Here is a 24769-nt window from a genome sequence, read left to right as displayed (position 1 = left end):
ATAGCGTGTTCTAGGTCCGTTAGAACACATTTGAAGCGAGAAAGGGGTGTCCTCAGTCATTCATATGACAGATGGGACACCCCATGTTTGATATTTCGGCATGTTATATGAAGGCGGCATCATTGGACAACTCAATCTTTTGAATTCATGATTGCCATGGATGCAGGATCGGGAAATACATATCCTTTAGGCAGCTTCTGCATCAATTCGTTCATTACAGCGTAATCCACGTCGATGTGAGGTGTGGAAACTGGAGTCGAAAACCAGCGGTTGTATAGATCACTCGGTACAAGTAACGTCATATCGTATGTCCTCCTCTGTAGATGGCTTCTTGGTAGACTTGAAATGTACGCAATCCCATCACTTCCAGTGAACGATGTTGTTCAGCCCAAGCTTTCGCCGCCGCCCCCACTGTTCTTCGGGTAACATCATCCTCAAGTAGTGCATCCAACAGTTCACGGAGCGAGTCGACATCCTGCGGAGGAACAACCCATCCCGTACGTCCAGGTTCAACCATCTCAGGCATGCCGGCTGTGCCACTGACGATAACAGGTACACCCGCCAGTTGCGCTTCGGTAACGGAGAACGGCTGGGTGTCCTGCAGGCTGGGTTGGACATAGATGTCTGCATGGCGCAGGAAGGAAGGAATATTGTCCAGCTTGCCCCAGAACACAACATCGGCTCCAATACCCGTTGACGCGGCTTGTGACCGCAATTCATCGGTTAGATTGCCTTCTCCTGCGATCCAGCAGACCCAATCGGAACGTTTGTTTTTCAGACTGGCTAAGGCCTTGATTAACACATGAACGCCCTTGATGTATTCAAGTCGTCCGGTAAAGGCAATGACTTTCTTGCCCGCAGGTGGTCGCTGGCGGAACTTTACAGCTGCTGAGGCACGGTAGGCTGGGAGATCTACAGCATAGGGAATCTGTCTGAACTTTGATTCAGGAACGGCAAGTTCTGTAAGCGTACTCTTGATCCAGTGGCTTGACACGAGAATGAGCTCGGACTGTGCTGCACTGCGCTCTTCCAATGAGAGAAAATAACGTCCACGCTTGGATTGCAAATATGAAGGGAGAGTAAGCTGTGGGTTGGAATTTTGAGCATCGTAAAAGGCTTCGCGTGCAAGAGCGCCATGATAGCTTGTAACCAGTGGGATATTGCGGTTCAAGATGCGTTTTATGGCTACGGCAGCTACCGGATCTTGCGCATGAATAACGTCATAATGGTCCACCCCCAGATAAGCGGCCGCCATCTCGAAGGCATATCTATTCAGTTCATAATAAGCGAGAAGAGGATCGGCAGTAAATTGTGGCAGATCAGTCGGATTGAGTTTGGCTTGCAGCATGGGCCACACCTTATCCTTGGAGAAAGCGCGATTCAGATTACGAACATATATTTCGTTATTGGCACCATTTGTGCCCATGATATCAACCTCTACACCAAGTGCGATTAATCTGTCGGCTAGTTGTTTAACATATGTCCATATGCCTCCCATATGTGTAAGCTCCCAATACGTAACGAGCAGAACTTTCATAGCTACCTCCTTGTCACGGCCTGCACCGGCCGAGCTTCTATCCTTTTATTCTATGAAAAAAGAGGACCGGAAGGTCGGGCATTTCCGTGTAATTGGTCGAAAATGGGTGAATGCAAATGGCAATGGACGAGAGGAAGCATATCCTATGTACAGGAAGGTTCATGTGCTCCGAAGGAGGGATCTACAGTGGCGGTATATTTACTTGAGATTCATGAGAATCTGTTACAGACATTTGTTCCCGTCAAGTACATGGATGTGGAGTTGGCCTATGTGGGCGGCGAGGAAGGGACGGATGTATTTGTTGGTGGAGCCAGTATTCACGGAGAATTGTACCGACACCTTTTTCACCTAACGTCAAATTCGGGGGGAGCGGGCGGTAATCAGGTCATTCATAATCTGGATGTGTCATCCGAGCCTTATGAACTGAGGATCATCAGCAACAGTTCTTCACCGAAGCATCTGGTTATTCGAATATATTGCAGAAGTATTCACGGTCAGACATTGGGCATACTGTCAGAATATCAGATGATGAAGCTTGCAGATTGATATGGACATCATTGCATAATCATGATTAACCAACGTGTGGAGCAGGGAAGGTGCCTGTTCCATTTTTTTGTGGTGCATCCATAGTAGAATTGTCTGAAAAAATAGCTTGACAGCAAAGGTATTTTCATTAGAATTAGATCAGTATTAAACGAAAGTTTAAAACGAAGATTTAAAACGATAGTTTGAAATTAGTTGTCAATATAGGCTGAGTGAGACGCATGGATTAGCCTGCGATCTACTGGCTGGAAAAGAGTGTGGAGAACGTGAAAGAACAAACAGCAGTACCCCAGGAGCCGGCAGAGTTTTCGCTTAAAGCCATTATACTGCCACTCCTGGCAATTATCGTCGGAATGATTATGGTTATACTGGACAGCACCGTGGTGAACGTGGCCATTCCAAATCTGGTTCAATATTTTGAGACGGATCTTAAAACGATCCAATGGACGGTTACGGGTTACACCTTGGCTTTGTCTGCGGTTATTCCGCTGGCAGGCTGGTTAACGGACCGTTTTGGTGCCAAAAGAGTGTTCCTGTTCACGATTGCCATGTTTACCTTGGGTTCTGTGTTATGCTCGATTGCCCAATCACCTGAGCAATTGATCATTTACCGTATCATTCAGGGTCTCGGTGGAGGCATGGTTGCTCCTATTGGTATGGCAATGGTCTTTCGTCTGGCTCCTCCTGAGCGAAGAGGTTCCATCATGGGGATGCTGGGAATTCCGATGTTGCTTGCCCCTGCATTGGGTCCGGTGTTGTCCGGGTGGTTTATTGAATCACTGAGCTGGCACTGGATTTTCCTGATTAACTTGCCCATTGGTATTGCAGCATTCATTCTATGTATCAAGTTTTTGCCGGATACAGATCGTGGACGCACACCTGCACTGGATCTGCTCGGCATGATTCTGGCACCAATTGCGTTCTCGATGCTCGCTTACGGTGTGAGTGAGGGTGGAACGAGCTGGACGTCTGCAACAACTTTGACGGGTGTCATTGTGGGGGGTGTAGCGCTCATTTTGTTCATTATTGTGGAGCTTCGTCATCAAAATCCATTGCTCGAACTCCGGGTATTCAAATCATCTGATTTCTCACGAGGAATTATTCTCGCATGGGTGTCACAAGTCGCGCTGTTCGGTGCGATGATCCTGATCCCGCTTTATTTGCAACAGATCAAAGGGTACACTGCACTGGAAACTGGATTGATTCTGCTGCCACAGGCGTTGGCTTCCGGAGTGGGTATGCCGCTTGGTGGTCGATTGTTTGATAAAATTGGTGCTAGACCTCTGGCCTTTGTGGGTCTGGGTATTATCTCGGGAGCATTGTTTATTCTGTCCTCCATCACGGCAGAGACAGGTCTTGGCCTGATTATCACGGCTCTGGTGATGATGGGTCTGGGTATGGGCTTGTCCATGATGCCACTCAATACGCACGTATTAAATGCTGCTCCGCGTAAGTTGGTTGGACGGGTGACACCGCTCACGGCTGCTGCACAGCAAGTGGTCGTGTCCTTTGCAGTTGCAGGGCTTACAGGCTTCCTTACTTCAAGAATTGCAGACAATACAACGAGTACAGAGCCAACCGCTATCGTTCATGGTTTGGTAGCTGGTTTCAATGATACGTTCTTCCTTGCCGCTTGTATTGCATTGTTCGGATGTTTGCTCAGTCTGATTCTGCGCAAACCTAAGCCGATGCAGGAAGAAGAACTTCAAAATGGCGACAAGCCTGATCCTGCGATGATGATGGGACACTAAGATTTCTTAAAAGCCATACTAAGGCAGTTCAGAGAATTTGCTGAACTGCCTTTTTTGCTATGCTCAATGGAAAATTCGCAGTGCTGTCATCATTTCACGGAAAGAAATGGCATATCGATCTGGTGAAAAAGACAAGCTCATATGCTGTCTGCCCTGAATGCGAATATACTCACGCAGTTTCTTGTTATTCATGAGGTCCCTTGCTTCGGCTACAGCGGCCTCTACATTTCCAATTGGATAAAACTTTCCAGTCTTATTATGTGTGATAAATGAACGTACACCATCCGAATCCGTGCTGAGCACCGGGCAGCCACAACTAATGGCTTCAGCGACGGCATAACCGAATCCTTCAAGCAGAGAAGTGGATAACATGATGCCCCCTGAAGCGGCAATCATGGAATAATATGCAGGCATCTGAGAATGAGGAACATTGATAAAGATGCCAATGCGATCCTCAAGCCCGTATTCCGCAAGCATGTGTCGGAACATGACTTCATCTTCTGGATTAGCCAAAGTAGGATCGTGGAATAACCATAGTCTGGCTTCCGGATTTTTTTTGACGATTTCACTCGATATGATTAAATATTCACGCCAGTTTTTGTTGTGTTCAAGTCGTCCTACCCAAGCCAGCACCGGATAGGGTGGGGTATCCACCAAGATTGGTGCGAAGGTGTCCGTATCCAGCATATTGGGAATAACAAACCGATGAAGCCAAGGACAGATATGAATGAACATATCCAGCAGGTGGTCTGTGGGAGGTATAACGGCAGCATCACAATGTGCTTGAAGGTAAGGGACACCCATCAGTATTGTTTCGAGAGCCTGATCGCGTGTTCCAAGTCCCTGCGCTTCAAAAATTATTCGTCCCGTATAACCAAGTCCTCTCAAGCGGCCGGGCATAGCGATGTCTGAAGTGGCAATGATGGCATCATAATGATGAGTATGGATGATATGATGGATATCCTCGTCACTGGACGCGGTAAAAATGGGCGTATCACTGTTGTTCTGCAATCCCGAGCCTGTGTTGAGATACAATAGGTGCGCTTCAATGCCATGGCGTTTCAGAACAGCGGTGCGCAGTCGATTTAACGTATCCACGCCACCGCTCGGAACATAAAACGTGAATAATACTTTCACACGATTCACCCTCTGACTTTTGGTCAGGAGCACATTCTCCTGTACTCTATGTTACGTTGGCTTTAAGTGCAGGGTGTGGGTGTTGGTCGGAATGTTCACATTTTGGACAAATATTTTTAAGCTGTCTTTTAAGTGTCATTAAGCTGAGGCTAGGATACCTCACGTATTATACAAGGAACTTCCCGTGTACATCATTTATCCTAAACGATGCTGCACGGGTATTTTAACGGGAAAGGATGAATGATGTGCTCGAAGTGAAACAGGTCAGCAAAGTTTACGAAGGGCAGCGCGGCGTACATCAATTGGATTTCACCATGGAACGTGGTGAGATTGTTGGCTTTCTCGGACCCAATGGTGCCGGAAAAACAACAACGATGCGTATGATTACAGGCTATGTGCATCCAACCGCGGGTTCCATTATGGTGGATGGGGTATCGGTGCATGAGCAGGGTCAGCGTGTTCGTTCCAAGATTGGGTATCTGCCTGAAACTCCGCCACTGTATCCGGATATGACGGTGCAGTCCTATCTTAAATTCGTAGCCAATTTGCGAGATGTCCCGGCACGTGAGGTTAAGCTGCGGGTCAGTGAGATGGTTAGCAGACTGGGACTTCAGGGTCGGGAAAGACAAATGGTACGTGGGTTATCCAAAGGATACAAACAACGCCTTGGGCTGGCAGGAGCCATTATTCACAAGCCGGATCTGTTGGTCCTGGATGAGCCAACATCGGGCCTTGATCCAAATCAGATTATCGAGATTAGAGATCTGATTCGGGAACTTGGGGAGAACCATACGGTGCTGCTCAGTACGCATATTTTGCCTGAAGTGAGCACGCTCTGTAATCGAATGTTGATCATCAATCAGGGACAGCTCGTGCTGGATGGTTCACCTCAGCATTTCGGATCAGCAATGGGGGATCAGTTCAAGGTGTCGATTGAAGTGAAGGCCACTGCGGAGCAATTACATAATGTGCTGACACCATGGGAGAAGGTGCGGAGTGAAGTCATTCAAGCGTCGGATGTGAATACCAGCAAAGATACTTCACTTACTTCAGATTCAGCGGAAGCGGTTAAAATGCTGCTTACTGGAGAAAACTCGGAAGATTTCCGGGAGGAGTTGTTCTACCTTTTGTCAGGTGCAGGATTACCGATACTGGAGATGAAGAAGGAGAACCTGAGTCTGGAGCAAATCTTCCTGAAGCTGACCAGAACCGAGGCAACAGACACAGATACAAATTCGGACATCGACTCTTCAAGTATATCGGGAACATCAGTTAGTACAGCAGCCGATGCTTCGCCCCAAGCTCGCAAAGGGGAGGACTCCAAATGAGACGAATGATGGCGGTATGTAATAAAGAGCTGCAAGCTTATTTTCTGTCACCAACGTCCTATTTTGCTTTTGCCGTATATGTACTGATGACCAGTCTGTTGTTCTATTCAAGCTTTGTATATTACCAGCCGAGTATTGTCGATTATCGTCTCGTGTTGGGGGATACGTTGTCCATGCTGCTGTTTGTCGTGCCATTGTTAACGATGCGACTGGTTGCAGAGGAATTTAGACAAGGAACGGATGAATTGTTACTGACTTCTCCGGCACGTGTAACAGAAATTATTTTTGGCAAATATCTTGCTTCTCTGGCCATTCTGGTCGTGCTTATTCTGTGCAGTCTGGTGTACCCATTCATCATGTCGTTCTATGGGACATTGGATATGACGACCGTATGGATGTCTGCGCTGGGGTTATTTTTCCTGGGCGGAAGCATGATGGCGATTGGATTGTTCGCTTCTACATTATCCCAGCATCAGATGGTGTCTGCGGTGGCGGGTTTTATTATTTTGCTCGTTTTGTGGATGCTTGATTCATTCGCAGGTAATACAGGATCTGCTTTGCAACAGTGGCTGGACCCGTTTGCCCTGACTAACCGGTTCGACAGCTTCATGAAAGGTGTACTTAGTGGACCGGATATCTTGTATTATGTCACCCTTTCGGGTGTGTTTCTGCTGTTAAGCATTCAAATTGTGGAACGGAAGCGGTGGAGGTGAGAAGATGAAAAAATGGTTAAGTCATACCAACAGTACCGTGCTGTCCTTAGCGGTGATTGGCATCTTTATTTTGCTAACACTGTTCCTGAATTCACTTGGCGGCTTCCAGCTGGATCTTACCTCGAACAAACAATACACGTTATCTGACCAGTCCCTTACTGCGATCAAAAATGTGAAGGATGACGTCAACATTCTGGTGTTAACGGTCGAAAATGCCAACAACACCGTCCTGAACCGTGAGGTCACGGATATGGTCGAGGAATACACGAAACGTAACAGCAAGTTGAAAATAAAACAATATAATCTGACGCAGGAACCTGCGCTTGCATCCAAATACGGCATAACAGGCAGCTCCATAGTGCTGGAGCAGGGAGATCAACACAAAGTGATTGATATCGCCAGTTTGTTCACCGCGACAGGTGACGGCAGTGACGGATCATATCAGTTCACAGGTGAGGAAAAACTTACGCAGGCGCTCATGAATATGTCATCCACGGAGATGCATAAAATGGTCTTTTTGACCGGACATGAAGAGCTGAGTCTCGCTCAGATGACTACGCTGCAATCCTCCTTGGAACAAAATAATGTGCAGACGGAAGAATTACAGTTGAACCAGGCCGGGAAGGTCCCGGAAGATGCAGATGTGCTCGCCATTATTGGTCCACAACGTGATCTCAGTGATTCGGAAATGAAAGCCATTCGCACCTATCTGAGTAATGGAGGCAAGCTGTTATTATCCCTTGGATTTGTGGAAGATATGAAATCCAGTTGGAAAAACATCGATGCCCTCATGGCTGACTATGGCGTCGTTGATGAGCATGCAGTCATGGTGGATAATCAGCAAGCCAGTACGATGGGGCCACTCTGGGTGGTGCCGGAGTATGGTACACATGCAATTACGGACAAACTTGCTGCAAGCCAATTGTATCCGATGTTGTCGTTGTCGATTGCGCTGACCAGCAAAGAACAGGATAAATATACCCTTTCACCGTTAATGCATTCTTCGAATGACAGTTATGGGGAAACAAATATCGGCGGCTTATTGCAGAATGAAACAACCAATGATGCCGAAGAGGATATTCAAGGACCCGTTGAATTAGGATATGCAGCCGATACGACGGATGGCAAACCGAAGGCGGTTATTCTGGGCTCGTCCATTTTCATGCAGGATTCAGAAATTGCGAATGGCGGCAATCGGGACTTTATTTTGAATACGGTAAACTATTTGAGTGAGAAAGAAAATGGATTGACGATTCGCCCACGGGTACAAGCCGGGTATGAGATGGCATACCTGAATGGCGAACAGGCCAGAACGATTTTCTTCGTGGCTATTGTAGCGTTCCCACTCATCTTTGTTATTATCGGTGTACTCTTATGGTGGAGGCGCAGACGCGTATGAGAAAATGGGTTCCAACAATTCTGGTGGTCATCGTACTAATTGTGGGCTGGGTGTACGCGGCCAGTCAAAATTATTTTCGAGAAGAAGAAGCGGTGCAAGCCAAGTTGCTCGGTATTCAATCCGGGGATATCCAGTCCATTACAATACATGACACAACGGAGGAGACATCAAGTGCAGCAGCATCTTCGACTTTGTCGCTTGAAAATGGCGTATGGCACATGGTTGAGCCGAAAGCCTACCCTCTGAACGGTTACAGTGTCAGCAGTTGGTTAGATGCTCTGAGTGGTGCGAATCAGGAACTGGTGGTGGAAGAAGCGCCAACGGATCTGGATAAGTACGGATTAGGAACAGATGCTACACTTATGGATATCAAACTCAAAGATAATCGGGAGATCAAATTGGCTATTGGTGGCCAGCTTCCAGCAGATGATGCACGTTATGTGCGTGTGGATACGGGCCCTGTGGTTGCCGTGCAGACAGAGACGATTACCAATATAGCCTTGTCACGTCGTGATCTGTTGGATACTACACCGTTCAACATGGATGAGACGAATGTTGGGTCCCTAGAGTGGGAAGGTGAAGCAGCTACCTGGATGTTAACATCGACATCGGAGAACGATGCGGCAGAACAGACCTGGACACTGAATGGGAAAACGATTGAAGCCACAGATGCCGTATCTCTTATCGGCAAAATCAAAAACCTGTCGACAGCAGATGATGTGCGCAAAGCGTCCGAGCTGAAGAATTCGGTTCCCCGATTCACCTTGTCTGTTGAACAGACGGTCAACGGGCAACAAGTTCGAGATGTGTATCGGGGACTTACGGTGCCATCCGAACCGGATCAGATCTGGGTCATTACGCCGGACGGTCAATGGGCATATGCCATGGATGTGACAAGTCTAACGGAAGCAGAGAAATTCCCTGATACCATTAAAACATCGACAACTTCTTCGGAAGAGTCATCGAGTTCTGCAAATGACGCAACAACTTCCTCATCAACAGACGGGAAATGAGCGGGGCGGAAGATAAGTGATATTATTGTGTTGAGATGCAAATATTATTTCGAGGCAGTGCTGCGAACAAGCAGCACTGTTTTTTTATTTCATATAGCGAAGAAACACGGTCCACTGATCAAAACCAAAGATCAAAAGAAGAACCAATTTTACAGGGTAAGGTACCATATCCTTTCAGCATATCGGTACGTACAGAAGCGCATCCTATCTTTGTGACCAAAACCAACATACATTGGAGGATGAGTACATGCCAGCAGTCAAAAAGGCAACAGCTATTACGTTATCATTATCTACTGCAATCTTTGTAATGGCCGGTTTGACAGGTTGTGGCACGAATCGGGATACCAACAATATGCATACGCAAAGTGTTCGTCAGCAAGCCAACGGCATTAACCGTTATGGTGTAGAAACAAATGGCATGGATGGCATCCGTGCGAAAAGTTATCGCATGCATAATGTGACTGACCTGAAATCCAGTGAAGAGCTGGCAAAACGCATCACGGAGATGAAGGAAGTGCAATCTGCCCGTGTCATGTTAACGGATCGTAATGCTTATGTGGCGGTTCGTTTGGCAGATGGTCATGCAGGTAAGTTGGAAAGCAAGTCCAATGGTCGTACGAGCATGCTGAATGGAACGATGCGTAATCATGCCAGTGATACCATGCGTGGGGGCAACATGAATCACGATATGGGTGGTATGCGTGTGAATGGCGGTACGGGCACAATGTCTCCGTACAGCACTAGCGGAATTGCTCCAGGACTGAACACAAATTCAGCAACGGATCGCAGCCATATGGGGAATGACCGCAGCATCTATGGAACCATGGGCACAGGCACAATTGGTATGATGCGTGGTCTGACAAACAGCGGCAAAGCACATGGGACGGACGATGGGCATTATGGTATGAAAAGTGAAGGACAACGTGTAGATAGCACGGACGATAACACATCAGCTGAGATAAAGGGTAAGATTTCAGCCAAAATCAAACAGTTTGCACCAAACATCGAGAATGTATATGTATCAGCCAATCCGGAGTTTGTGGAGCATGTCGAGAGCTATGCCACAGATATTCGTAATGGTAAGCCAGTCAGCGGCATGATCGATACGTTCCAATCGATGGTGGAGCGCATTTTCCCAACGAACGGAACAGGTATGAATCACCGCGATGGCATCCTTGACGATGGCCTGATGAACCGTAATCACCATGATGGCGGCATGATGAACCGAATGAATCGGTAGTTTTTTTAAGACATGAACAAGTGTGCCTTTGCGCAGATGGTAACATCCGCTGCAGAGGCATGTTTGTTTTACATGATCCAATACATATACCATTGCATACGTTCTCTTTGGACAATGAATCACATGTTTACTGCCCATTTTTCTTATAAAACTGAACCAACGCCCTTGACCTAACATAAGATGAGTTGACTGTATCCCCTTAACCTTGTTACACCAACACAACCCGAGCAAGGAGGGGTGAACATTGAAGGGTATCGATCATAAAAGCAAATTTTTGTTGACCCACCGTGAACGCGAAGTATTCGAATTACTGGTTCAAGACAAAACAACGCGTGACATCGCAGGGCAGTTATTCATCAGCGAGAAAACGGTGCGTAACCATATTTCGAATGTGATGCAGAAACTCAATGTTAAGGGTCGTTCGCAGGCAGTTGTCGAGCTGATTAAGCTTGGAGAACTGAAGATTTAGTTGCGAATTACAGTTAGGATTAAGTAGCAGCATGAAAGCCTTTCTCTATTCTTTGTCATGAAGAATGGGGCAAGGCTTTTTTGCTGCTGATTTATAGTTTATTACATCAGATGATCCGCTGTTACGGGATTGAGTCACACAACTATGGTGTACAAAAATAAGCCACGCAACGACAACCATCCAAAGGTTATCATTACATGACTTAATTTAAGAATTGAACATCCATTAATTCAAAGTCGACTTTGCATGAGGCTCCTGAGAAAAATTCCTCTACTACCTCAACATCGCTTCTGCTCGTATGAAATACATATAACTCGCGTGTCGGATGGAGCTTGTGCAGTTCTTTATAACCGCTCCAGGCTTCTTGAGGATTATCATAGTTTTGAATAAATGCTATATCCTCTAGTTGACGGACACGGTTGCTGGAGCTTGCCTTGATTGCTTCCACAAGCACAAAACGATCTGGGTGTAATTCAGTAATCTCTCCCCATTTCATCGGCGTCACCTCGCTTGGATAGTTGTATTTTTATTATAGCATAGTCGTTTAAGGGTGTAGGAAGTAAGCGTGTTAATTTCGATTATGTGGTACCTTGTAGTTATCGAGAGACCTATATAGCAACAGGGCGGGGATGTGATTATCTCGTTAACCGTTTCGGCCCGAATCAATGGTTTGAAAAGACATTTGAATCTTAAACTGCATTAAAAATGAAAGGATGAGCTAAATGGACCACTTTTTAAGTGAATTCGAAGACCAATTTCGAGCGGGGTTTCTACCCGATCTGGAACAAACGCTGGCTAAGGTAGAGCATGAGAAAGTATATGCTTGTGCATTTGGAACAGACAGTGATTGGGTAACGCTATTCATGGCGGTAAATACAGAGGAGTCATTGAGCAAACATATCACCAATATGAAAGAGCAGGGGTTGTGCGACAGCGAGCAGGACGAGATCTATTACAGATGGGGCTGCTCCGAATATCAATATGGCGAGGATACGCACTTTAACCATATCAGCCGATTGTTGTATGCAACAGAAGATGTCCAGAAGTATAAGGATGAGATCATTCGAATCATTGCGAAAGTTGTGAATGAGACAGCAGATGACGTTCTCGCCCGATATGGACAAACCAAAGCAGACATTACGTTCTTCGTTTCTCTCACAGATGACGATCTGGCGGAGGAGATTGAGAATCAATCGGTTCATCAAATGACAGACCCCAGCTTAGTCAGCAAGTTTTTAAAACGATATGATGGCATGAATTAGAACAAGTTAACTTGAGTTGAGGGTTTAGTTGAATGGAAATGAATCAAATTGAATTGAATCGTTGTACCGCGAAAGTCTTTCCTATTCTTTTATCTAAAGAAGGAAGAGGCTTTTTTGTTTTAGCGTGAAAAAATGAAACAACCGAATACATATCACTTATAGATTCCTATTTGTTTGAATGAACATCTTCCATCTTTTCTTCGATAAAGGCTGATAAAAGAGCCGCTCCAGTTCCTCGAACTGTGCTTCATTCAGATGAAGATGGAGCGCTCTTTTTGCTATTTTGGCGGCAGGCTGGGAAGAAGATTTCCGGCCTCTGGCTTTTCGTTTGATCGGAATATGAAATTGCAGCAAGTCTTCAAGTCGATTCCAGCCTTCCCAACTGAGCCTACCTCCGCGTTTCCAGTCGATGGCATAGAGGGCATAATAGGCATGTCCTTCTGTTTGTTTGGTAGCAATAATCCAGGTGGAAGGAATGAACTTTCTCCGTTGTCTTTGATTCATTGAATTGCTCCTTCTTTTGATATTACAAAAGCCATGTGAAATTCCTCTTGATTTGCATCATCGTCTTGATTAAAATGAAGTTATAAAAATGATTTTCTTGATTTATTAAAAATAAATAAAAATAATTTTCATAAAGCGAGGTCCTCATGGCAGCCATATTACGTGCGTTGCAGCAAGAGTTGAATAACCTTCCGTCTCAGGAGCGACGTATCGCCGAAGTCATTATGCAATCTCCATCGGACATTCCAGGCTGGACGATTAGTCATCTGGCAGAGCAGAGTGGCACAAGTGCGGCGACGGTAACCCGCTTTTGCAAGTCGTTTCATTTCAAAGGTTTTCCTGATTTCAAAATGAAACTCGCCGCAGAATTGTCCCACGCATCTGATGAAACGGCGTATCAGGATATTGTAGCGGGCAATTCACTCTCCAAAATTGTTGAAGCTATCGAAGCCAACCACCTCGCGTCTATTGCAGATACCACCCGTTTGCTGGATTTGGGCAGATTGGAGCAAGCCGTTCAATTATTGTGCCAGGCTCGACGCATCGATCTGTACGGTGTGGCTACCTCTTCGATTGTTACACAGGATTTCTATCAGAAACTGGTGCGGATCGGCAAAAGCTGTACGGCTTTCTCCGACTCACACATGCAGATTACATCCGCATCTTCGCTCGCCGAGGGAGATGTGGCGATGGCCGTATCCTATTCAGGCGAAACACCAGAGACCATCGATGCCCTGCATTGTGCCAAACAGGCCGGAGCTTCTACGATTTCACTGACTTCCTATGGAAGTAACACACTCGCAACTGTATCGGATATCCCACTGTTCACCTCTTCTCTGGAAGAAGGTATGAGGCGTGGAGATATGGCTTCACGTATTGCACTGCTGCATGTAGTCGATATTTTGTTCACAGGCATGGTAAGTGCCGACTTCGACCGTTTTATCCCCAGACTTGAACAATCCTATCACAACGTGCAGTCCTATCGATTCCAACACAACGGAGGTGCCTGACAGATGAAGATGAATATACGCATTTTTGAAAATGAAGAAGATTTAAACGCCACGGGTGCTGGCCTCATTGCCAGCTTGTTGCAAACCAAACCACGGGCTGTATTGGGGCTTGCGACAGGAAGTTCTCCTGTAGGCATATATAAACAGCTTATCACGTTGTACCAGAAGGGGCTTGTCAGCTTCTCACAGGCTTCTTCTTTTAATCTCGATGAGTATGTTGGGCTTCCAACAGAACATCGCGAAAGTTACCGCAGTTTCATGAACGAACAATTATTCCATCATATTGACATGGATCTTGCCAGAACGCATGTGCCTGATGGTCAGGCTGCCGATCTGGAACAGGAATGTAATTCCTATGAACAACGGCTGGACGATTGTGGACCGGTAGACCTTCAACTGCTGGGCATTGGACATAATGGCCATATTGGCTTCAATGAACCGGGAACTGAACTTACAGGACGAACACATGTCGTGGATTTGAAAGACGAGACGAGAAAGGCAAACGCACGCTTCTTTGACAGCATTGATGAAGTTCCGGCTCAGGCGATTACAATGGGTGTGGGTACCATTTTGAAAGCCAAACAAATTTTGCTCATTGCCCGTGGCGAGGAAAAAGCCGAGATTATCCGCGAAGCTTTCATGGGGCCAATCACAACTGCTTGTCCTGCATCGTTACTACAATGTCATCCGAATGTGGTGGTATTGCTGGACCGTGCAGCAGGGAGGCTGGTGAGATGACCGAGGTGAATAGCCATGAACCTAGGAGCCAGCGTGATAAAAATATTTCTCTTCTTCGAGGCAGGCTGCTCCTTGCAGATGAGATATTGGAAGATGGTGTATTAGCCTGGAGGGATGAGAAAATCCTCTATGCTGGGATAGCGGAAGGTCTGTCTGAACAGATTAGGAAAGAGGCCTTGCCTGTACCTGTACCCGAGGGTGGTCTCATTGTGCCTGGATTCATTGATATCCATGTGCATGGTGGGAACGGAGAAGACTTTATGGACGCAAGCCCGGAGGTGTTGGACAAGATCACTTCTTTCCATAGTACGCAGGGTACAACAGCGATGCTTGCGACTTCCATGACGGCTCCGAAAGAGCGCCTGGACAGCGTACTTGCTGAAGTGGACCGCTATCGTTCGAGTGAAATGCCATATGCACAGCTTGAGGGCGTACATCTGGAAGGCCCGTTCTTCAGTCCGAAATGGCCTGGTGCGCAAAATCCGGAACATATCATTCTGCCTGATGTATCTTGGCTCGAAGCATGGGAAAAGCAATATCCCGGCCTGATCCGTCAAGTTACACTGGCACCGGAACGTGAAGGTGCACTGGAGGTTATCTCGTGGCTGCGAGAACAGCGGATTACAGCGGCACTCGGTCACACGGATGCGACCTATGAAGAGGTGGAGCGGGCAGTCGAGGCAGGACTTCATCATGCGGTACATACGTTCAATGCGATGACACCGCTGCATCATCGGCTGCCCGGGGCTGCTGGAGCTGTGCTGAGTGATCCACGTATCAGTGCCGAGGTGATTGCTGATGGCATTCACGTACACCCTGCGGCGATATCAATCCTGGCTCAATTGAAGCAACATAACGATCAACTCGTGTTGATCACAGATGCCATGTCTGCTGCGGGTTTGGATGACGGGGAGTACAAAATCGGCGACCTGCCCGTGATCGTGAAGCATGGCGAGGCCAGACTGAAGGACGGCGGCGCGCTGGCTGGAAGCACACTGACGATGATTCGCGGTTTCCGTTATCTGGTGCAGGAAGTGGGCTTGAGTCTGAAGGCTGCTTCACGGGCAGCAAGTCTAACCCCTGCACGTCTGCTCGGCATTGATCACCGGACAGGTTCCTTTGCTCAAGGAAAACAGGCAGATATCGTTTTGCTGAATGCGGAGCTGGATATTGAGGGTGTGTGGGTCAAGGGCAGACGGATCGGTGAGTCATATTAGATTTAGAAAATTAGTATCGTGCTAATAACTCTCATTATGTGATGCATCGGTCTTCGGAGTTAAAACTTGGCTTTTATCTGTGGAGAGGCAACACCTTGCACAATATGTTAAAATAGATCTCAAAAAGACGGGATCTGCGGATCACGCATAACGGAGGCGTGAAACATGGAACGTAACGCTATGCTCGAACATGATCCGTTCATCACAGTGTTGGCGGAGAAGTTGCACATACACGGATATTATGCCTTTTATGGCGAGCATTACAATGAGACCGATATGGAGCTGTACCGCAGGCATCTGTTCACATCATTCAGCAACATCGTATGGGTAGAGCTGGATGTACGCAAAAAGTATATGATTGTCGATCATCGTGGACGCAATACGGTCATGAAATTGATCGAAGGTATGCTGAACACACGTAGAACGCTGCGAGCGAACCAGGCAATGGCAGGAACGGACACCTCTGGAGTCCAGCAGGAGATCGCACATTTATCCAAGCTTGTGCACATGCTCAAGTTCACAACATTCCGCACATAATGGGGATGAGGGGAGTAGAATCTGGAGGATGTCCCGAAAGTGGGTTACTCCTTTTAGTTACAGGGCCAATGAACGTCAGCCACGTTATTCCGGTAGAAAATGGATGAATGACATGCAAAACAAGGAAATAAAGCGTCTACGATTCGTTATATTGTCAAAACTGCGGATTTTCGTCGAATAGCAAGTGCGCAGTTCGTTAAAAAGTAAATACCGAACCATTGAAACGAAATAGATCTAGATCACCAATTATAAAAGGGGTGTACCGTCATGAAGTTGGACGGCACACCCCTTTTGTATACTTATATACCTACCTATTACCCTTCATTTGTAAAATAGGCTCAATCCTAAAATCAGTCTGCGACAAGCTGCAACGTAGTGGAGGGGACGAAATCGATTCAAACAAAAACGATGACCTGTAGGCCACCGTTTTTGTAATATCTATCTGCCCCTACTCTATGAAGTTGAGTAAATAATTTACACGTTAACGGAGTGGGGAGAAAAAAGCTGAAGAAGCGGAGCGTTCACCTTTATCACCCGAATTTCTCCCTTTAGAAAAGGGGATCAAGGAAATCGGGGGATAACAGCGATCGGAAGCTTATTCTCCTCGGGTAGTGACCTCCGTGTAAGAGTGTTTACAAACTCTTCAAAAACTGAACAATCGTCAACAACCCTTTATCAAAGTTCTCCAGGTTGAAGTGCTCGTTCGGAGCATGCAGGTTCTCATCGGGCAATCCAAAGCCCATCATAACAGCAGGGATTTCAAGTACACGTGAGAGCTTCTCAACAATCGGAATGGAGCCGCCATCTTTGGTAAAGAGGGCACGAACGCCATACACGTGCTCATACGCATCTGCTGCTTTTTGCAGAATTGGATTGGAAGGATCGGTGTTGAAAGCAAAAGCTTTTTCGATCTGTTTCACATGCAGCGTTGCACCTGGTTGAACGTGAGCGCGCAGATGTGCTTCGATACGATCCAATACATGTTGTGGATCTTGATCCGCGACAAGGCGGCATGTAATTTTGGCATGAGCATCCTTTGGAATAACCGTTTTGCTGCCTTCACCCTGGAAACCACCCCATACGCCATTCAGTTCCAATGTTGGACGAGCGCCAACACGTTCCACGAACGAGTAACCTTCTTCACCGTACAATTGCTCCAGCCCGAGGTCTTGACGAAGCTGTTCTTCATTGAAGCCCTGTTTCACAAATTCTTCTCTCATCTCAGGAGACAGTGGCAGTACGCCGTCATAGAAACCATCTACACTTACACGACCTTGCTCATCATGCAACGAAGCGAGCAGGGATACGAGTGCGTGCAGTGCGTTAGGTACACCACCACCAAATGAACCGGAGTGCAAGTCGGTATTGGCTGTGTTCAGATCTACGTGAAGCGAGCATAGACCACGCAGGCCTGTAGAGATCGCCGGTTTACCTTTTTCAAGCAAGGACGTATCCGAGATCAGTACCATATCTGCACGCAGCTTGTCTGTATGTTCATTCAGATAGATGGGCAAGTTCGGGCTGGAGATCTCCTCTTCGCCTTCAATGCAGAACTTGATATTAACTGGAAGTTCTTTGTTTTCGGCGAGAATGGCTTCAACTGCCTTGATATGTAGGAAGATCTGTCCTTTGTCATCCGTTGCACCACGGGCATACAGCTTGCCATCACGAACGGTAGGTTCGAAAGGAGGTGTCTCCCACAGGTTAAGCGGATCAACAGGTTGTACATCATAATGTCCATAGATCAGAGCCGTCGGTTTGCCGGGTGCATGCAGGTGATCTGCATAGACAATCGGATGTCCAGCCGTTTGAATGACCTCTACGTTTTCCATGCCTGCACGTGTGAGCGCATCTGCTGCCCATTGTGCTGCACGGTTAATATCCTCTTTATGCTCTGAAATGGCAGAGATACTTGGAATGGACAACCATTCATTCAGTTCTGCCAGGTGTTTTTCTCTATTTTGTTCAAAATAAGTCTGTTCTTTCATTAAAAAGGCCTCCTTCATGTTTGCTATATCTCATTGTAATCCATTTTGTCATGTTAATAAAACATTGGTTAAAAAAATGATCGGTTACAGATCGTTTCATTCACCTGAGGATTGTGCGTATAATACAAGAAAAGGATTTCATCCATATATTCTCAGGGGAGTTGAGGAAGTTTCCATGACAGTCAGACCCGATGCAAGCAGGCAGGTGAGCAGCGATGGAACCGACTAGGAGCGATCGAATATTTGGCAGATTCAAGCGGTTATCCGATTTGAAGGCAGGAAGGCATAAAGGACGATTTTATCGAAACAGCCTGATGCTTATTTTACTCATTGCCAGCATTCCAGGACTAATCACAGGTATCGTCATGTATCAACAGGTTGTTGGCCGGATGGAAACCGAGTTCAATCAGATGCATCAGAACCAGATCGAGAACCGGGCACGCAATGTGGATGACCAGCTGGCTTATCTGGAGATGAACTTATCCCATTGGGCTTTTGAACCGAGGTTTGGCAATGCACTGCGAACGCTGGATTTTGTGTATTATTTTAATGAAACGCAGGAGATTGTGACTACCTTATACGTATTACAAGGTTCCCATCCGCTGATCAAGTCAGCACAGCTGTATTTGCAGGAACCGAAGCCAATCTTGTTTAATCGGGATTATACCGAATTGAACGATGAAGCCAAAGTACAAGCATATGATCGATACCTTTCCATGGGGAACCACGTGTACTGGACAGACTGGGTTTCCAGCGTCAAAAGAGATACCGAACCTTCGACCAACGATAGTCTACTGCATACGGATGCAGGCAATGCACTCGTTCTAGTACATAAGATACCGGGGGAGAGCATTAATCCGTTTGGTGCATTGATCATCACGCTGGATAATGAGAAAGTCGCCAGTTTATTGAAAACGCTTACTCCTTATGACGAAGGTTTGACGTTCCTCATGGATCAGGAAGGAAACACACTGGTTACCGGTAATCCGGGAACGGCGGGAGAGACTTCTGCTTTTGAGCAGCAGCTAAAAGAAGAAGTAGTCCTGCATGCGGGCAGCCGCTCATTCCTGTTCCGATATGAGGACCAGACCTATTCTGTCTCATACGGTTCATTGAGTCGGATCGATTCAGACTGGACTTACGTCTCCGCAGCACCTTTGACCTCTGTCACTTCACCAGTCAAGCTGGTATCCAAAATCATCGTTATTGCGAGTGCAGGCAGTCTCATCCTAGGGTTGTTGTTATCCTGGTTTGCTTCCCGCCGCATCTATTCGCCTGTAGCACGGATGCTGCATCTGCTTACGCCTGGCAGAAACGAAACAACACCAATTGATGCCAAGCTGGACGAGTTTGAGCTGCTGGAGCAACAGTGGAACGAACTGACCTCCCGGAGTGTCACGGCACATCGCCAATTGCAGGAGCAGCTGCCCCATCTGCGCGACAGCTTTGTCTTACAACTTGTACAGGGGCATCTATATGCCTATAACGAGCAGGATCTTCAGCAGCGGATGCGTAATCTTGGTTTTGAGCTGGAGGGTCAGCAGTATTTGCTGGTGCAGATGTATTTTACGGGGTACGAGCAGCTGCAAGGCAGATTTGGAAGCCAGGATACGGGACTGGTTACTTTTGCAGCAGTGAATATCACTCAGGAAGTGGCGAAAAATTATTTCAAACAGATCAGTGTCATGAACTTTCATGACCTGTCTTCGGCCATGCTTGTGATTGCTCCCCAGGACGAACCTGTGAAATCACAAGCGCTGTTATGGGGACAGGAACTGGTGGAAGTCATTGGATGGACGCTCAAAATGAAGGTGACCTTGATGGTCAGTCGCCCAGCAGCTTCACTTCAGGAACTGCCCGGACGATTCGTCGAGATGGAACAGGCTGTGGCTTATCGCAGTGTGGAGGAAGGAAGTCAGATCCTCGATCTGGAGGATGAGGAGTGTTTCCGCAGAAATGAAGCAGCTTCCTATCCGCTTGGGCTGGAACGCGAGTTGTTACAGGCGGTCAGGCTGGGCAAACAAGCCGAAGCTGAACGTGTGCTGGAACAATTCATGAGTGAGATTACGCGGACGGGCAGTACCGAATTTCAGGTGCAACAGATGATGCTGCAATTGCTCGGCAGCATTCAGCACATGATGCTGCAAACGGGGGTCACACCGTATAAGCTGTTTGGTGGTTGCAACATGTATGAGCGACTATCCGGTATTCGTGAACCTGTACAGATGAGGCAGTGGATGATGAATGAGGTATTCATACCTTATATACAAGAGGTTGAAGCACGATCGCAGGAACCGCTGAAACTGGTGGTGGAACGAACGATGTTGTATATCGATACACATTACCGCAGCGACATTTCGCTGGAAAACTGTGCTGACGAGGAGCAGATGACACCCTATGCACTGAGCAAGGCATTCAAACAGGTATCGGGCATCAATTTTATTGATTATCTGACACGTGTGAGAATGGATGCGGCGAAGCAATTGTTACGTGAGACAACGATGAAAATCAATGATGTTGCTGCGGCTGTGGGATATCAGCATAGTTATTTTAATCGGATCTTCAAGAAACAGGAGGGAGTTACTCCGAGTCAGTATCGCGATCAATGGTTTGGACAATAACCGTTTATGTCTTTGTCATTTCAGACCGGCATTCAGCTTTAGTGGATGTCGGTTTTTTCTTTTTTTTACCGTGATACAAAGAAGGATAAACCCGCAAAAATGTGCAATTCTACCTGCTACGTTATGTGCAATTTCTTGTGAAAATGGCGTTATAGCGGGCTTTTCGGTCAGTGTGCCGGAGCAATGCAAAAAATGAAGGTTGCCGGAAACAAGGCGGCTGTATAGTCTGAATAACAGATAAATTGATAACGCTTACATTTTTGAGGAAGGGGAGACATGATGAACGGGAAGACGGACTGGAATACCAACGGCGCTGCAACTGCTCAAGCGGATATGGCCACAAGGCCATTAAAACAGGAGTCCAATTGGAAAAGGCAGATTAAACGAAACAAATGGTTATATGTACTTGTGCTTCCCGGCTTTTTGTACTTTGTCATCTTTAAATACTTGCCCATGTGGGGGATCATCATTGCCTTTCAGGATTACCAGCCTTTCCTTGGCATTCGGGAGAGCAACTGGGTGGGGCTAGAGAACTTTACGAACTTTTTCTCCAACCCGGACTTCTTCCGACTATTACGCAATACGCTGGTTCTTGCTCTGTATGATCTTATTTTCTTTTTCCCGGCACCGATCATTATAGCTTTATTATTAAATGAAATTCGGGTCGCTTTCTTCAAAAGAACGATTCAAACGCTGGTCTATGTACCCCATTTTGTATCCATGGTGATTATCGCCAGTATCACGTACGTGTTTCTGACCCCGCAGGGCGGGGTGTTATACGACCTGATCGCCTGGATTACAGGCAAGCCTATTGATGTACTCTCCAGTCCGGGTTCGTTCCGTCCGCTGATTATTGTTCAGATGATGTGGAAGGAGATGGGTTGGGGCACAATCATTTTCTTGGCAGCCCTCGCAGGTGTCGATACGGAACAATATGAAGCCTCCATTGTGGATGGCGCCGGACGATTACGGCGGATGTGGCATATCACGCTTCCAGCCATTCGTACGACCATAGTCATTTTGCTTATTCTCAGACTGGGGAACTTCCTCGATACCGGATTTGAGCAGATCTATCTGATGACCAACTCCCTCAACCGGGATGTAGCGGACGTATTTGATACGTATGTGTACACGGTAGGGATTACGCAAGGTGCATTCAGTTACAGTACTGCTGTTGGACTATTCAAGTCTGTGGTGGGGATTATCCTGGTGCTTGGCAGTAATAAACTTGCGAAAAAATTCGGCCATCCCGGAATTTATTAAGGAGGAGCGCCCATGAACAGCCGTCTATACAACAGCCCTGCCGGCAAGGTATTTGATATCTTCAATTACGTCATGCTGGGGATTCTGGGCATATTAACCGTCCTTCCGTTCCTGTATATAATAGGGAATTCTTTCGCAACGGAAGCCGAGATTACCGAACGCAGTTTTTTCCTCATTCCGAAGGTGTTTTCCTTCAGCGCGTATGAGTATATCTTTTCATCGTCCACGATCTTTCGCAGCATTGGTGTTTCCATTTTCGTCACGGTGGCAGGTACACTGGTCAATCTGTTTTTCACATTAACGATGGCTTATCCACTATCCAGAAGTGACTTTTGGGGTCGCAACGTCATGATGAACATGGTAATTTTCTCGATGTTATTTGGCGGTGGCATGATTCCAACGTATCTCGTCATTCGCGGACTGGGACTGCTTGATTCCTACTGGGCCCTTATGCTTCCTGGCGCGATCAGCGCTTTTAACTTAATAGTTGTCAAAAACTTTTTTCAGCAAATGCCGCCCGGGCTGGAGGAAGCGGCCCGCATCGACGGCTGTTCGGATCTCGGGGTGCTGTGGCGAATCGTTCTGCCTTTATCGAAGCCGGTCATTGCCACGTTTGCCTTGTTTTACGCCGTAGGCCACTGGAACAACTTTTTCTCGGCACTGCTGTACATTTCCGACAGTGACAAATGGCCACTGCAAGTCATGCTGAGACAGATCGTGTTACTCTCGCAAGCCAGTGTCGGAGATATGGCAAACATGGACCCCAATTTTGTTCAGCCACCAGAGCAGTCGATCAAAATGGCGGTGATCGTTGTAGGTACCATTCCGATTTTGCTGGTGTATCCGTTTTTGCAGAAGCATTTTGCCAAAGGTGTCATGTTAGGTTCAATCAAAGGCTAAAGCCAAGGGGGAGAACGTATGGGACAAAAAACGGGATTCAAAAAAGGGGCACTGCTACTCTCTGCGTCACTGGTACTTAGTACAATTCTGGGCGCATGCTCCACGGACAAAGCAGATTCAGGAACCTCTGCGGGTGGCACCGATCAGCTCACGATTATGCTACCGAACTTTGAAGCGGAGAATCCGCCGGACAACAGCCCTGTGATTCAGAAGCTGGAGGAATTGACCAAGGTGGATGTGAACCTGCAGTGGGTGCCAAGCAGCTCGTATGAAGACAAATTCAACATTACATTGGCCTCGGGAAAACTGCCTCAGATTATGGTGGTGTTAGGGAAGTCCCCAAGTTTCATTAATGCGGCACGAACCGGAGCATTCTGGGAGCTTGGTCCATATCTGAAAGACTATCCGAATCTGAGCAAGATGAATGAAATCATCACCAACAATGCGTCAATCGATGGCAAAACTTATGGGATTTATCGGGCTCGCCCTCTGGGACGTAATGGAGTGACTATCCGTCAGGACTGGCTGGAGAATCTGGGGCTGGAAGAGCCAAAGACGATTGATGAATTTTACAATGTATTGAAAGCGTTCACGAAGGATGACCCGGACGGTAACGGAAAGGATGATACGTACGGTCTGGTAGCCAGCAAATTCACGGGCCCGTGGGATAACATGCAGGTATGGTTCGGTGCCCCCAACAAATGGGGAGATGATGGCAGCGGAGGCCTGATCCCGGCGCATGAGACACCAGAATATATGGAAGCCCTGAAATTTTTCCGGCAAATCTATAGCGAAGGTCTGGTGAACAAGGACTTTGCCGTGATGGATGCGACGAAACTGCCTGATCCATTTGTGAATGGGCAAGCGGGTGTCATGGTCGATGTGGCAGACAATGCCCAGCGCATGGACCAGAAAATACTTGATAAAGATCCGAATGCGACAGGACGTGTGGATGTGCTGCAAGCCATGGAAGGTCCGAAGGGGCTGCGGGATATGCCAACGTCCGGATATTCCGGAATGATTGCCATCTCCAAAGGCAGTGTCAAAACGGAAGAGGAACTGAAGAAGGTGCTAAGCTTTCTGGATCAACTCAATGAACCTGAATTGCAGGCACTGCTCGGGAACGGACTGGAAGGCAAGCAGTATGAGAAAAAAGGGGACTACATTATCCCATCCACTGATAAGCTTGCACTCCGCGATCTGCAGGGCTTAAATCAGATTTTGATGTTTGTTCCCGAGGATAAAACGCTTCGTGTAGAACAGACACCTGTCCGTGAAAAAGTTGCACAGGTGCAGAAGGCCAACGAAGAGATTGTCATCGCCAATCCTGGCGAGCCGCTGATCTCGGATGTTTACGCTCAGAAAGGACCGCAGCTGGACAATATCATTAACGATGCACGAATCAAATATATCGTAGGTCAGATTGATGAGAAAGGATTTGAAGATGCTGTTGCTCTGTGGAAGAACAACGGCGGAGACGATTATGTCAAAGAAGTTAATGAACTGTACGCAGCACTGAAGTAGTCGTATAAGCCAAGCCCGGTAGCCGTGCTTTCAGTGTAGCGGAAACAGCCGGGCTTTTCTTATCGCTGTAATGGC

Annotated in this window: 23 protein-coding genes; 17 read left to right on the top strand and 6 right to left on the bottom strand. The window is 47.0% G+C overall.

The genetic code is table 11. The features are described from left to right. Positions 1-131: 131 nt before the first annotated feature. Positions 132-302: a hypothetical protein gene (locus tag MKY92_RS23905; protein ID WP_221820931.1), complete on the bottom strand. Its 171-nt coding sequence runs from the start codon at positions 300-302 to the stop codon at positions 132-134. Next, the gene (locus tag MKY92_RS23900) at positions 299-1537 is read right to left on the bottom strand and encodes a glycosyltransferase family 4 protein (RefSeq protein ID WP_339297882.1); all 1239 of its coding nucleotides are present in this window, start codon (positions 1535-1537) and stop codon (positions 299-301) included. Before MKY92_RS23900 ends, MKY92_RS23905 begins: the two co-directional genes overlap by 4 nt. 186 nt (positions 1538-1723) lie before the next feature. Between MKY92_RS23900 and MKY92_RS23895 the strand changes: the two genes are divergently transcribed. Then, on the top strand, positions 1724-2083 hold the full coding sequence (locus MKY92_RS23895) for a hypothetical protein (protein WP_076253288.1): 360 nt from the start codon (positions 1724-1726) through the stop codon (positions 2081-2083). A gap of 263 nt (positions 2084-2346) precedes the next feature. Continuing rightward, the gene (locus MKY92_RS23890) at positions 2347-3831 is read left to right on the top strand and encodes a DHA2 family efflux MFS transporter permease subunit (protein ID WP_339297881.1); all 1485 of its coding nucleotides are present in this window, start codon (positions 2347-2349) and stop codon (positions 3829-3831) included. A gap of 63 nt (positions 3832-3894) precedes the next feature. On the opposite strand, the gene MKY92_RS23885 is transcribed toward MKY92_RS23890, so the two are convergent. Beyond that, positions 3895-4977, bottom strand: coding sequence for a glycosyltransferase family 4 protein (locus MKY92_RS23885; protein WP_339297880.1), 1083 nt, complete (start codon positions 4975-4977; stop codon positions 3895-3897). 236 nt (positions 4978-5213) lie between these two features. On the opposite strand from MKY92_RS23885, the gene MKY92_RS23880 reads away from it, so the two are divergent. From MKY92_RS23880 to MKY92_RS23855, 6 genes are all read left to right on the top strand, one after another. Beyond that, a complete protein-coding gene (locus tag MKY92_RS23880; RefSeq protein WP_339297879.1) occupies positions 5214-6296 on the top strand; it encodes an ATP-binding cassette domain-containing protein in 1083 nt (360 codons plus the stop codon). Continuing rightward, the gene (locus MKY92_RS23875) at positions 6293-7009 is read left to right on the top strand and encodes an ABC transporter permease subunit (protein WP_017692528.1); all 717 of its coding nucleotides are present in this window, start codon (positions 6293-6295) and stop codon (positions 7007-7009) included. The genes MKY92_RS23880 and MKY92_RS23875 overlap by 4 nt, the downstream gene beginning before the upstream one ends. 4 nt (positions 7010-7013) lie before the next feature. Then, positions 7014-8408 carry a GldG family protein gene (locus tag MKY92_RS23870; protein ID WP_339297878.1) on the top strand — a complete coding sequence of 465 codons (1395 nt, stop codon included), beginning with the start codon at positions 7014-7016 and terminating at the stop codon, positions 8406-8408. Continuing rightward, complete coding sequence (locus tag MKY92_RS23865) at positions 8405-9421, top strand: DUF4340 domain-containing protein (RefSeq protein WP_339297877.1); 1017 nt, start codon at positions 8405-8407, stop codon at positions 9419-9421. The genes MKY92_RS23870 and MKY92_RS23865 overlap by 4 nt, the downstream gene beginning before the upstream one ends. 247 nt (positions 9422-9668) lie before the next feature. Next, positions 9669-10661 carry a YhcN/YlaJ family sporulation lipoprotein gene (locus tag MKY92_RS23860; RefSeq protein ID WP_339297876.1) on the top strand — a complete coding sequence of 331 codons (993 nt, stop codon included), beginning with the start codon at positions 9669-9671 and terminating at the stop codon, positions 10659-10661. A 244-nt stretch (positions 10662-10905) separates the two neighbouring features. After that, entirely contained in the window at positions 10906-11130 is a 225-nt protein-coding gene (locus tag MKY92_RS23855) for a helix-turn-helix transcriptional regulator (protein ID WP_017692532.1), read from the top strand. 202 nt (positions 11131-11332) lie between these two features. On the opposite strand, the gene MKY92_RS23850 is transcribed toward MKY92_RS23855, so the two are convergent. Further along, the gene (locus tag MKY92_RS23850) at positions 11333-11626 is read right to left on the bottom strand and encodes a hypothetical protein (RefSeq protein WP_339297875.1); all 294 of its coding nucleotides are present in this window, start codon (positions 11624-11626) and stop codon (positions 11333-11335) included. Between the two features lie 226 nt (positions 11627-11852). Here MKY92_RS23850 and MKY92_RS23845 point away from each other — a divergent pair, with 226 nt between their 5' ends. Next, positions 11853-12392, top strand: coding sequence for a DUF4303 domain-containing protein (locus MKY92_RS23845; protein WP_339297874.1), 540 nt, complete (start codon positions 11853-11855; stop codon positions 12390-12392). 156 nt (positions 12393-12548) lie between these two features. Here MKY92_RS23845 and MKY92_RS23840 read toward each other — a convergent pair whose 3' ends face one another. Continuing rightward, complete coding sequence (locus MKY92_RS23840) at positions 12549-12896, bottom strand: hypothetical protein (RefSeq protein WP_339297873.1); 348 nt, start codon at positions 12894-12896, stop codon at positions 12549-12551. 146 nt (positions 12897-13042) lie between these two features. Here MKY92_RS23840 and MKY92_RS23835 point away from each other — a divergent pair, with 146 nt between their 5' ends. The 4 genes from MKY92_RS23835 to MKY92_RS23820 all read left to right on the top strand — a co-directional run bounded on the left by MKY92_RS23835 (position 13043) and on the right by MKY92_RS23820 (position 16398). Further along, a complete protein-coding gene (locus MKY92_RS23835; protein ID WP_339297872.1) occupies positions 13043-13906 on the top strand; it encodes a MurR/RpiR family transcriptional regulator in 864 nt (287 codons plus the stop codon). 9 nt (positions 13907-13915) lie between these two features. Continuing rightward, a complete protein-coding gene (gene nagB / locus MKY92_RS23830; RefSeq protein WP_307542504.1) occupies positions 13916-14644 on the top strand; it encodes a glucosamine-6-phosphate deaminase in 729 nt (242 codons plus the stop codon). Continuing rightward, a complete protein-coding gene (gene nagA / locus MKY92_RS23825) occupies positions 14641-15861 on the top strand; it encodes an N-acetylglucosamine-6-phosphate deacetylase (protein WP_339297871.1) in 1221 nt (406 codons plus the stop codon). The genes nagB and nagA overlap by 4 nt, the downstream gene beginning before the upstream one ends. Positions 15862-16026: 165 nt before the next feature. Continuing rightward, a complete protein-coding gene (locus tag MKY92_RS23820; protein WP_339297870.1) occupies positions 16027-16398 on the top strand; it encodes a hypothetical protein in 372 nt (123 codons plus the stop codon). 632 nt (positions 16399-17030) lie between these two features. Here the strand turns inward: MKY92_RS23820 and MKY92_RS23815 are convergent. After that, the gene (locus tag MKY92_RS23815; protein ID WP_339297869.1) at positions 17031-18386 is read right to left on the bottom strand and encodes a dipeptidase; all 1356 of its coding nucleotides are present in this window, start codon (positions 18384-18386) and stop codon (positions 17031-17033) included. Between the two features lie 215 nt (positions 18387-18601). Between MKY92_RS23815 and MKY92_RS23810 the strand changes: the two genes are divergently transcribed. The 4 genes from MKY92_RS23810 to MKY92_RS23795 all read left to right on the top strand — a co-directional run bounded on the left by MKY92_RS23810 (position 18602) and on the right by MKY92_RS23795 (position 24694). After that, positions 18602-21007 (top strand): AraC family transcriptional regulator, encoded by a 2406-nt coding sequence (locus MKY92_RS23810; protein WP_339297868.1) that lies wholly within the window; start codon positions 18602-18604, stop codon positions 21005-21007. A gap of 333 nt (positions 21008-21340) precedes the next feature. Beyond that, positions 21341-22270: a sugar ABC transporter permease gene (locus MKY92_RS23805; RefSeq protein WP_026081491.1), complete on the top strand. Its 930-nt coding sequence runs from the start codon at positions 21341-21343 to the stop codon at positions 22268-22270. Positions 22271-22282: 12 nt separating this feature from the next. Continuing rightward, complete coding sequence (locus MKY92_RS23800) at positions 22283-23170, top strand: carbohydrate ABC transporter permease (protein ID WP_247899145.1); 888 nt, start codon at positions 22283-22285, stop codon at positions 23168-23170. 18 nt (positions 23171-23188) lie between these two features. Continuing rightward, positions 23189-24694: an extracellular solute-binding protein gene (locus MKY92_RS23795; protein WP_339297867.1), complete on the top strand. Its 1506-nt coding sequence runs from the start codon at positions 23189-23191 to the stop codon at positions 24692-24694. Positions 24695-24769 lie beyond the last annotated feature (75 nt).

This window comes from Paenibacillus sp. FSL R5-0623 (assembly GCF_037974265.1).
Lineage (GTDB): Bacteria > Bacillota > Bacilli > Paenibacillales > Paenibacillaceae > Paenibacillus.
Note: the sequence above shows the minus strand (reverse complement) of the source record. Positions and strands in the feature narration are given on the sequence as shown.